At 56.2% G+C, this 10393-nt stretch carries 7 protein-coding genes; 5 read left to right on the top strand and 2 right to left on the bottom strand.

Annotation, left to right across the window (positions count from 1 at the left end; translation table 11 throughout):
- Both B2R17_RS02760 and B2R17_RS02755 read right to left on the bottom strand, forming a co-directional pair.
- The coding region (locus tag B2R17_RS02760) for a DUF4332 domain-containing protein (RefSeq protein WP_286762749.1) at positions 1–3850 on the bottom strand (3850 nt) is incomplete at its 3' end.
- A 279-nt stretch (positions 3851–4129) separates the two neighbouring features.
- Positions 4130–5011 carry an iron-sulfur cluster transporter gene (locus tag B2R17_RS02755; RefSeq protein ID WP_286762748.1) on the bottom strand — a complete coding sequence of 294 codons (882 nt, stop codon included), beginning with the start codon at positions 5009–5011 and terminating at the stop codon, positions 4130–4132.
- A gap of 167 nt (positions 5012–5178) precedes the next feature.
- Between B2R17_RS02755 and B2R17_RS02750 the strand changes: the two genes are divergently transcribed.
- The 5 genes from B2R17_RS02750 (at position 5179) to B2R17_RS02730 (ending at position 10327) form a co-directional block, all read left to right on the top strand.
- Positions 5179–6537: a DUF6655 family protein gene (locus B2R17_RS02750; RefSeq protein ID WP_286762747.1), complete on the top strand. Its 1359-nt coding sequence runs from the start codon at positions 5179–5181 to the stop codon at positions 6535–6537.
- A 190-nt stretch (positions 6538–6727) separates the two neighbouring features.
- Positions 6728–7822 (top strand): DUF481 domain-containing protein, encoded by a 1095-nt coding sequence (locus B2R17_RS02745; protein ID WP_286762746.1) that lies wholly within the window; start codon positions 6728–6730, stop codon positions 7820–7822.
- Between the two features lie 323 nt (positions 7823–8145).
- On the top strand, positions 8146–8547 hold the full coding sequence (locus B2R17_RS02740; RefSeq protein ID WP_236615840.1) for a TadE family protein: 402 nt from the start codon (positions 8146–8148) through the stop codon (positions 8545–8547).
- A gap of 16 nt (positions 8548–8563) precedes the next feature.
- Positions 8564–9697, top strand: a complete 1134-nt coding sequence (locus B2R17_RS02735; RefSeq protein ID WP_008668291.1) for a VWA domain-containing protein — start codon at positions 8564–8566, stop codon at positions 9695–9697.
- A 108-nt stretch (positions 9698–9805) separates the two neighbouring features.
- A complete protein-coding gene (locus B2R17_RS02730) occupies positions 9806–10327 on the top strand; it encodes a TadE/TadG family type IV pilus assembly protein (protein ID WP_286762773.1) in 522 nt (173 codons plus the stop codon).
- Positions 10328–10393 lie beyond the last annotated feature (66 nt).

Raw genomic sequence — 10393 nt, 5'->3', positions numbered from 1 at the left:
TCGATCGTCCGCTTTCGCTGCTGCGACTTCGCAGAGTACGTGAGCCAGTTCGTTCGCCTCCGCCGCGTTTGCTTTCACGAAGCGACTGCATTTCGTTGGCCAGTTGGCGGCCGCGACGAGCTGCTTCGACTTCGTAGCGTTCTTGGTCAAAAGCATCGTCGTCGTAGTCGTCGCGCAGATCCAAGTCATGATCGATCACGTGGCGTCCGTTGACGGAGTTGCCATTGAGAGAACGAGTGCTTCGCGAGCGACCGTTCAGTGTGCGACCGTTGACGGTGCGGGTGCGAGTTCGGACTTGAGCGGTTTGGTTGGCTGATGCAATCCAGCTGGTGATGCGGGAAAGTTCGTAGCTTGATCCGCTGAGCAAAATTCGCTGGCCGCGTTCGGTTGCCAGGAACGTTTTGACTTGGTCCAGCAGATCGCTGGGGTGAATCGCTGCCAATTGAGCTGGATCGGTGACGCCACAGCCAACCAAAACGCGAGCGTCAAAGCCACGCAGTTGTGGGACTCGGCACATCAAACGGCATTCCGACTGCCAACGGCGAATCGTGCGAGCGTCGACGCCAGCCAATCCTAGAGTGTCGGCCAATCGGTTGCTGTCTTGGCTCATCAGGTGAGTGATGTGCGAGATGCCGATTCGGCGAAGACGTGCCGCGGCGACACCATCGATCGAAGGTGCCGAATCAATCGGGCTGTCAACGGTCAAAAAGAACGGTGTCTCTTCGACTTCCGATTCAGTTGCTTGGCCATTTGCGAGAACACCATGTTCGGTCGTCGCATGCGTGGAGGAGGGAATCGTGGAAGTGGTTTGGTCAGCGTAGTAGTATCCGTCACGATATGCGGTTCCCGAAGGAGCGTGATCAGTGGCGGATGCGGGATGGCTGGGCACGAAACCGTTGTTGGCGGCTCCGTTCGTGTTGGCGTGAGCCGAAGCAGCCGGGTAAACCGCGTGTTGCACGTGGCTAGCTGCTGATCCGTGGATCGCGGTTGGACCGCCGACCCATTGGTCTTCGTCCAGCCCAGCGGTCTCGCGGTAGGCGGCTTCGAACTCATGGTTGACGTCCGCGGACGCTCCGTTGAACCATCGTGAACGTTCGCTGGTTCCGAGTTCGGTTTGGTTGTCCAATCCGTGCGGGCCGACGTATCGATCGTGGCGACGACCGTTCCGCCAAACAGGTTGGTGAGCGTGGACGATTCGCGATGCGTGTAATCGGAAGGTCCGTGCACCGCTGCGGGAAAGCGACGATGCGAGAGGCTCGTGGCTGGTCAGCAGGACGATTTGGCGGCCGGGCGAAGCGTAGTCGGACAGGGCGGATGCGATTGCATCGCCGGTCACGCCTTCAGCGGTCCAAGGACGGAATGCATCGTTCAGGCCGTGCATGTCAGTTCGACCATCCACCGCGGTGAACAATTCACGATGCGTTTCGAGGATCAACGGAACCGAGCGTCCGGTGCGATCCATCAATTCGCCGGCTGCCATACGAACAGCCATCGCGGCGATGGCGCGGGTGACACCGGGCAGGCTCATTTCGTCTTGGTCGTCAATTCGCACGTGGACTTGGCGTCCCGCAGCGATCGATCGAGTGTTCGTGAAGCGATGTTCGGCTTCACTTCGCTGCAATGTGTGAGGATCCACATTGACGGCGGAACTGGTCCAAGTCACTCGGCGATAACGTCCGCCGGACAATCGAACCAACCAGCGACTGGAAAGTTCAACCAGCGACGATTCGGCTCGTGTGGCGGGACGGTATCGATTCAGTTCAGTGATCAGCTCGTCTCGGCGACGAAGCAGTTCAGTGCGACGCGTGTTTCGAACGACTGGGCGAGCGGCGGGCCGAACCGGACGTGGAACGGGAGTTAGTTCCAAATCGTGCTGACGGGTCGCGAGAGCCTGGAGTTCTCGGTCGATTTGACGCAATCGATCGTCGACGGCTGCCAAGTCAAAAGCCGCTTCAGGCATGCCGATTGGGTAGTCGACATTGACGATGGGCAGTGATCGAAGGCTGCGACGGACGCGGGCGGATTCGTCCAGCACACTTCGCAGTTGCGTTTCGGTCTGATGCAGTTCGCTCAAGCGAGCACCGCGTTCGGCCATCCAATCGGGATGGTGACCCGTGATGGTCACAAAGTCATGCAGTTCGCTTCGAGATGCGGCAAGCTCTTCGACGATTCGAGCTCGATCGCGAAGCAGTTGATCCAACGTGTCAGCGAGTTGACGCGTCACGTTGTCGACGTGATCGCCGACGACGTACGGCGAACGGCGAAGTTCGGTACGGATCTGACGAAGAGTCGATGCGAGTGAGCTTTGACGATTCCAAGCACCACGCAGAGGTTCGAAGGTGACCGGATCGACCGAGCCCGCGGTTGTGGCGGTTTCTCGTTCAATTCGATTCAACAACCAGTCGATTTGCTGGGTCGCGGAATTGATTCGCAGGTCGATGTCATCGATCTGGTGCAGCGGACGATACGCGTCGCGATAGAAATCGTCCCAAGTGTGATCGACCGAGTAGTGGTCAATCGCGTTGATGAAATGATCGTAGCGGCGGTTGCTGATTCCATCGACATTGACGGAATAAGCATGTTGGCGAGCGTTGGCGATCGAATCGCGAAGGCCACGGATTTCGGCCAACGTGCGACGCAGTTGAATGATTTCCGAATCGGCCAGACGAAGTTGGTCTCGCAATTCAGTTGCCGACAACTTCGCTGCGTATCGCAGGTCGGTCGTCAGGTAACCGTTGCCGGTGTAGTGATCGTGATGGGGCGTTCCGTATGCCAAAGGATCCGTTCCATAGGCGTAGGGCTGAGTCGCGGAAGCGGCGGAACCCGGGAACGAATAGGCTTTTGCGTCGAGGTCCGCGATCCAGCGTTTCAAACCGGCCGCACGGGCTCGCAACGAGTCGGCTTGCGTGTGCAGTTCCTGCAAGCGTTGGGTGTGTTGGCGATGACGCTCCGCATGAACACTCTCGTAGCGAGCGGCACGAGAACGATGGGCCAGGATCACGCTGCGACGAGCGGTCAGGGAATCGCGTAGTCGCACGCATTCACCGCGTTGACGCTGAATGTCGGCAAGTTCGCGTTGGATTTGCTCGGCACGCAAGTTGGCTTCGTTCCACTGGGCGTTTTCGTCCCATGTGCTGCCGTACCAATCTGAAGCTTCCAGGTCTTGGCTTGGCAAAGCGGCCAGTTGAGCTTCAACGTCGGCCAATTCCGAACGCAGAGCACGGCGGCGGCGATCGTCGGATTCGGTGAACGAATGAACGGATTCGCCCGACTGAACCGAGTTGCTGTATGCGTGGTGATTGTGCGTGTAGCGTGCCGTTTCGGATTCGTACGGCAGCGTGGCCAATCCTTCGCGGTCAAGTCCCGATTGGATGCAAGCTGCAACAACCCGAGAAACGCTGGTGACGGTTGTGTCGACCATCACGCCATCGACAATTGACTCAGGCATTTGCACGCTGCGGAGAGCACGTGCGGCCATGGTTGTGTTGCTCTTGGTCGAGACAACATCGTCTTGGTTGCCGAACCATCCGTCGTGATAGCCTTCCCAAGCGGCGGTCGTTTCGCTGCGTGGTTCGAATTCCACGGTGCGGCGTCCGTTGGAAGTGCCGTCGGCTTCGCGGCGGCAGTGAACCCAGCCATTGTTGTCGACCCAGACAACTCGTCCGGTCGAACCGCTGAGCATTCCGTTGGGGTATTGTCGCGAAATGAGCGAGTCGCGAATGAAGCGGCTGATCGCGGTTTTGCCGGATCCGATCGGGCCGAGCACCACATTCAAGTGATGAGACAACGGTCCAAGTTCCACCCGGTTTAACGGGCCATGATTGTCGATTTCGATTCGATCCAACAACATCGCAAAACGCTCCTTCCGTGGCTGCGCGTGATCACGCCCTGTGAGGGTCCAAGGTCCTTGGCAAAGAAAAGAGGGCCATCCTGCCCACTTGCGGGAACCTTTGCCGGTTTCCTTTGTTCACCACTGGAATGGGTGAACACGCGGAGACTTTAGTCGAATCGGCAAATTTGTGGAAAGGCCGATTTCGTGAAACTGCGACAAGACCAAAAAATCATTTTGTGGTCAGTCCAGTGTGCCCGGCGGAGTATCAAAGGAGCATTCTCACCGGGGCGGCGAGGGTCACGCGGCGCGCCGTTGGCGACGCTTCTGCTTCTTCTTTGACGCCTTTTTACCGACGTTTTGGCGTGTGAGGCGGATCGCTTGCGGAACCCATAATTCGCGATGGATGCGTCCGCCCAGATTCATCCAATTGTCAAAATGGCCGATTTGCTCGGGCGTCCATGCTGCAATTTGATGATGGTAGAAAATTCCGTGTTCTTGCAAATCGGTTTGCCGATTTGATCCGATTCCCCAGATTTGAGTCAGATCGTCAGGCGATTTTGGACGCGACATATATAGCAGTCCAAGTTCTTCGTGCTGCCGGATCGAAATTCCATTCTCATCGCGAGTTTCGCCGTGCGATTCCGCCGGTGTGGGGTGAATCATCGCGATGGTGGTTGGCATCGAAGAAGCGTTGGTCGTTTTGGCTGCCGTGTTGGAATCGAACGGAGTGACGCTCTCGTTAACGGTTGGCTCTGAGGCTTGGCTGACGTTTGGTTTGATCGAGTCGAGTTGGTTATGTGCTTCCAGGTGCTCGGCTAGATCGTTCTCGAGCGTTTCGACACGCATTCGCAACGCGGCGACTTCCAAATGCAAGTTTTGGGAATCGTTCGTGATCGAGGCGGAGACCTTGATGAACTTGGCCAATTCGGAACGAAGCAAACGAATCTCTTCGGTATCCGCGTTTGCTTTGCGGACGTCGTCGCCAGCGAATCGGTTGCGACTCGATAGCCGCTTGGCGTCTCTTGCTGCTCGCAGTTCTCGCAGACGTTCTTCGCGAGCTTTGCCTTTGCTGGACAGAACCCCATAGAGAACGATGCATCCCAAGCAAGCGTATCCGGCGGCCAGGCCCAGCACCACGAAGTACACCGGATCGGCGATTGCGGATTCGATCGTGGGCATAGCAGGACAATCCTCGAGGACGCTGGTGGGGCAGTGTTTCCGATCGTCGGCGTCGCGAATAGCACCTCATTCGGAACTCGAAGCGTGTTTCGTCCGGGCGGATCGTTCGGGTCGAGGTCCGCTCACAGGCTTCGTTCTTCTTTTTTCGGAAGATTCGGAACAGCGCGTTGAATCTTTCTCTCGTTTTCGCACCTTTGGCTGAAGAAGGCGACTTCGCCGTCGCTGATGACGCCGGTTCCGGTGGAGGTTTGTTTCCTCGTTTCGAAGTGTTTCACATGCTCATTGGTTCGAGTGGATTGCTCGTGTTGATACAGAACGTCCGTTGCGTTTGGTGCTGTTTGTTTGCTAACCCTCAGCACGTCGAGGAGATTCTCGACCGGTTTCATGTCGGAACCGCCCACCCAGACTACCCGCCCTGTTACACCCAGATCGCTCGTCCGATGATTCGGAATCGGCTGCCTTTTCGATTCGCCACCCTGCACACCGCTCCCCGCTGCGCCCAGAAAAGGTGTCAGGTACCTTTTTTGCAAACTTCCGAAGAAACCAACGCGATTGAGCCTCGTCGAAAGCTATCGGCTCATTCGCTGAAGATGCTGTTCGGCCTCGGATTGATGCTGGCGTTGTTCTCAGGATGCGGCACGACCAAAGAGCAGCAAGCAACGGAGCAGTTGTTGTTGTCGGACGCCGTTGACCGCAGTGTTTCGACGATCGACTTTCGTCCGTTGTCTGGTGAGAAGGTGTATCTCGACACGAGTTACCTTCGGTCGGTGAAAGCCACCACGTTCGTCAACGCGGACTACGTGACTAGTGCACTTCGTCAGCAAGTCATCGCGGCTGGTTGCTACCTGCAAGATTCCAGTGCGGATGCGGACATCATCATCGAAGCTCGGATAGGAACGTTGGGATACGACGATCACCGGGTCACGCTCGGAGTTCCAGAGAACAGCGCGATCAACTCGACGGTGTCGCTGTTTCCGGGGGCGCCCAGCGTTCCTCAAATTCCCGAGATCGCGGTGGCGCGCCGCGACAATCGTGAAGGTGCGGCGAAGGTGGCTGCGTTTGCCTACGACCGAGAGACTCGCGAAGCGGTTTGGCAATCCGGAATCAGCCAATCTCGATCAACCGCCCGTGATACATGGGTGATGGGTGTCGGACCATTCCAAGGTGGATCGATTCGCGATGAAACGAGACTGGCGGGAAGCAAGCTGGTGCGGTTTGGTCGTCGTTCGACCGGCTCACCACCAAAAGTTTTTAGTCGTCCACCAGTTGACTACACCGCCGAGACCCGATTCGACGGTGGGTTTCCAGTTCTGCCTGATGAAAACCAGGACATGATTGGCGGCGGGTTATTGCCCGGAGAGCCTTTGCCCAGCGTTATGGCGACTGAAATGCTTGCGAAGGACGACGCTGCTGCGAGCACGAAGGGTTCGGAAGTGGAAAATGACGCTTCCAAAGAACCGACATCAAAGAAGACACAGCCGGCTGAGAAGATCGCCGCTCCGCCGCTGAAGAAGAAGCTGCGTTGAAATAATTCCTCTTTCGAGGGTCTCTGTGCTTTTGTAAACGCAGCTGAGAAGATTTGTTCAGTAGGTGCTTTGAGCGCCGCAACTTCATCGACCAGACCGAACGCCAAACGCATTGTCGCTTGAACCCCATTTCAACCGGCAGTGAGCACGTGGGCTTCCTTTGGATGAACTTGTTCCAAAGAAGAGAACCATGAATCGAACTCATTCCATTAAACCCATCGTTTTCGCGTTGGCCGGTTGGCTGGTATTGTCCGTCGGTGTGCAGGCTCAAACGGTTCCGAGTTGGCAATCGGGGCAAGCGATGTTCAATGGCTCGGGATATGATCTTCCAAAACCGCCCGCCGCAGCGCCATCGATTCCACAGCCGACGGCGGTTGATTCGATGGGATTGCCAGACGATGCGCCGGGGAGCGGTTCGTCGCTGAACCTGAATGAGCTGCCTTCGGGATGGAATGAGGAGTTTGGTTTGTCGCCCGCTCAGTTGGAATCGCCCATCCTTGATGCCCCTCTACCCGACAGTGCGATTGAATCGGCCAGCTATTCCGATGTTGTTTCAGCGGGTCAGGTTGTCGAGTCGCCACCGCTCGAGGAAGAGGTCGTCAGCTGGTATCAGCGACCATGGGTTTGGATGACGAATGGTTGGACAAACCACGCCGAGTTTGGCTTGGATGGCAGTTCCGGCAACTCGGACACGCTGGCCCTTCAGACCGGTTTGGAGATGAAACGCAAAACGGACAAGTACACGTTGGCGTTGGATTTTGACTATCGGCAGGCCAGTGCAAATGATGTGACAACGGAAGAGAACGGCCGTTTCAACCTGGACTACGATCGGTTGATCAACGATTCAAATTGGTCGCTGTTCGGAAAGTTCGGGATGGAGTTTGATGAGTTTAAATCCTTCGATCTGCGTCTGAACCTGAATGGTGGTGTGGGGTACTACTGGATCCGCAACGACAAGACGAACTTCGTCACCCGGTTTGGTGCTGGTGCGTCGAAGGAGATCGGATCGCCGGATGATTCTTGGATTCCGGAAGCGGTGTTTGGGATTGAGGCGGATCATCAGTTGACGTCTCGTCAGAAGCTGAAGGGCAAAGTGGACTTCTTCCCCGCCTTCGACGATTTCAATGATTTTCGTTTGGTGACCGATTTGGCTTGGGAAACATTGCTCAGTGATTCGGACAACTTCTCACTGCGATTGTCGGTGACGGATCGCTACGACAGCACACCACAGGGGGCTCTCAAGAACGATTTCTACTACTCAGCTCTGCTGCTCTACAAGTTCTGATCGCTGGCTGTTCTTCTTGCAGTCGCCGTTTGTCTCACGCGTGTCGCCAATTGACGGAATTCGCCCTGCAATTTTGCATGGGAACACCGTTTGATGGACTAATGCGTCCGTTGCCACCGACGAGACCTCGTGATCGTTGCAGGCGTTGAGATTGGTGCAACCGTCAGAGTCGTTTGGATTGATTGACCATGCGATGGATTGGGGGTTGAGAAACACTGCTTCCGCGTGAATGCATGCGAAGCGGTGGCATTTTGTGACGTAGGATGCATTTGTTCGCTCAAGAAGCGGGCATCAGTATCATTCCTACGCGGGGAACCAATTCCATGGTCACTCGAAACAAATCATCACAACGCAGCGGAATCGCAGTCACGGAACTTGCCGTGGGATTGCCGTTGTTGTTGGTGGTCATGATGGGCACCGTCGAAGCGTGCACAATGATTCGGTTGCAACAAAAGATGAAGATGGTCGCCTACGAAGGCGCTCGCGTCGGTGTGTTGCCCGAGGCCAAAGCCGAAAACGTCGAATGGCAATGCGAAACGCTGAGTGCCGATCAACGGCTGAACAGTATCGTTGTGGTGATGGACCCGATGGATCCCACATCGCTTGATTCTGGTGAATGGTTCACGGTCGAAGTTCGAGCTCCTTTTTCTGACAACGCTTTGATGGGCGGTTGGGGATTCGGCAGCTACGACTTGTCCGAGTCGGTCACTCTTCAAAAACCGTAAGATTGGAACCATTCAGATGCCCCTGCTGAAAAATCAATCCAAGCAACGTTCCGGTGCCGTGATCGTTTTGCTGGTGATCATGTTGCCGGTGTTGTTGATCCTGGCGGCTTACGTGATCAACGTTGCCTATGTCGAGGCGGTCACCGCGGACAGCCAAGTGGTCACCGACGCGGCAGTGTGCGCTGCCGGTCGTGTCTACATCCAAACCGGTGACAAAGACGCTGCTCTCGCGGCTGCTCGCGATGCCGCGGAACGCAATCCTGTTGCGGGACAAGTCGTGCCGATCAACATGTCCGATTTGGAGTTCGGGATCAGTCTCCGCGAGAGTCTGGACGAAGGCTACAGTTTCCAGCCGCTGTCCGACGACGATGAGTTTGGTAACGCCGTGCGATTGACAACGTTGTCGCTTTCAAACTCGCCACAGCCAGTCTTTTCACCGTTGTTCCCGACGATGGGAACCAACCTGGAAATCCGTCCTCAGCGTGTTGCCGTTAGCACGCAAAGCACGATGGATGTTGCTCTCGTGATCGACCGCAGTGGTTCGATGGCCTACGCGAACGATGAGGCTCCTGATCCATACGTCAATCCGGCCGCCGCTCCGCCCGGTTGGACTTACGGCGATCCTGTACCACCGAATTCGCGCTGGTTGGATTTGGTCGCTTCGGTCAACGCGTTCAATGGATTCTTGGCTGATTCACCGCAGTACGAAAAGCTTTGTTTGGCGACCTATTCCGACAACGCAAGTCGCGATTGTGATCTGACGCACACCTACGCGGAAATCTCGAATCAGTTGGATGCGATTTCGTATCAATTCAACGGTGGAGGAACCAGTGTCGGTTACGGGCTGGAACATGGTTTAGCCGCACTGACGGATGCCACTCACGCTCGCAAGTTCGCGGTTCGAGTCATGGTGTTGATGACGGACGGTCATCACAACACCGGCAAGAGTCCCGAGAGCATGACTTATCACTTGCAGAATCACGGAGTGACGTTGTTCACGATCACGTTCAGCGACGACGCCGATCAATCAAGGATGTCCAACTTGGCGAACGCGTGTGGAGGCGAGAACTTTCACGCCACTGATGCGAGCCAATTGCAAAACGCATTTCAGAAAATCGCGAAGAAACTGCCGTCTTTGATGACGCAGTGAAATCATTGCCCGACCTTGTTTGCCTATCTACTGTGACATCGCATCATGTTTGAACAGCTTCACGCAAAATTTTGCTCGCGCGCCTCCTCGCGTCAGGGAGCGACGGTGGTGGAAATGGCGGTCGTTTCGATGGTCTTGTTCACCATCCTGGTATCGGGCATTGAATTGACGCGTGTCACGATGCTTCGACATTCCGCCGATCATGCTGCCTACATCGGTGCCCGCCGAGGAATTATCACCGGTGCGACTGCGGAGAATGTCGAGGAAGTGGTTCAAAGCCACATGGACGCGATTGGTATTCGCGACGCAACCGTCACGGTCATTCCGGAAGAGATCACGGAAGCGACGACACAAGTCGAAGTGGAAGTGGGAGTTCCATTGGCGATGAACACGTGGATCAGTCCGGAACTGTTTGGAAAGAACCTCAAAGGACGGGCTCGGTTATTGACCGAACGCGCGGCGATGGTGATGAGCCAATCGATGCCGACGCCTCCGCCACCACCTCCACCGCCGCCAGAACCTGAGCCGGAACCAGAACCAAATCCTGAGCCACAGCCTGAACCCAATCCGACTCCGGAACCTGAGCCAGAGCCTCAGGGACCATCACCTCCGCCGCCACCATTGTTGTAGAGGTCGTGCAGTTGTGAAGTGCCTTGCTCGCAAGGTTGAAATCACCCCCCTGAACGCAGTTGGGGA

This window comes from Rhodopirellula sp. UBA1907 (assembly GCF_002337565.1).
Taxonomy (GTDB): Bacteria; Planctomycetota; Planctomycetia; order Pirellulales; family Pirellulaceae; genus Rhodopirellula; species Rhodopirellula europaea.
The sequence above is the reverse complement of the archived record's forward strand: the minus strand, read 5'-3'. Positions and strand labels throughout refer to the sequence as shown.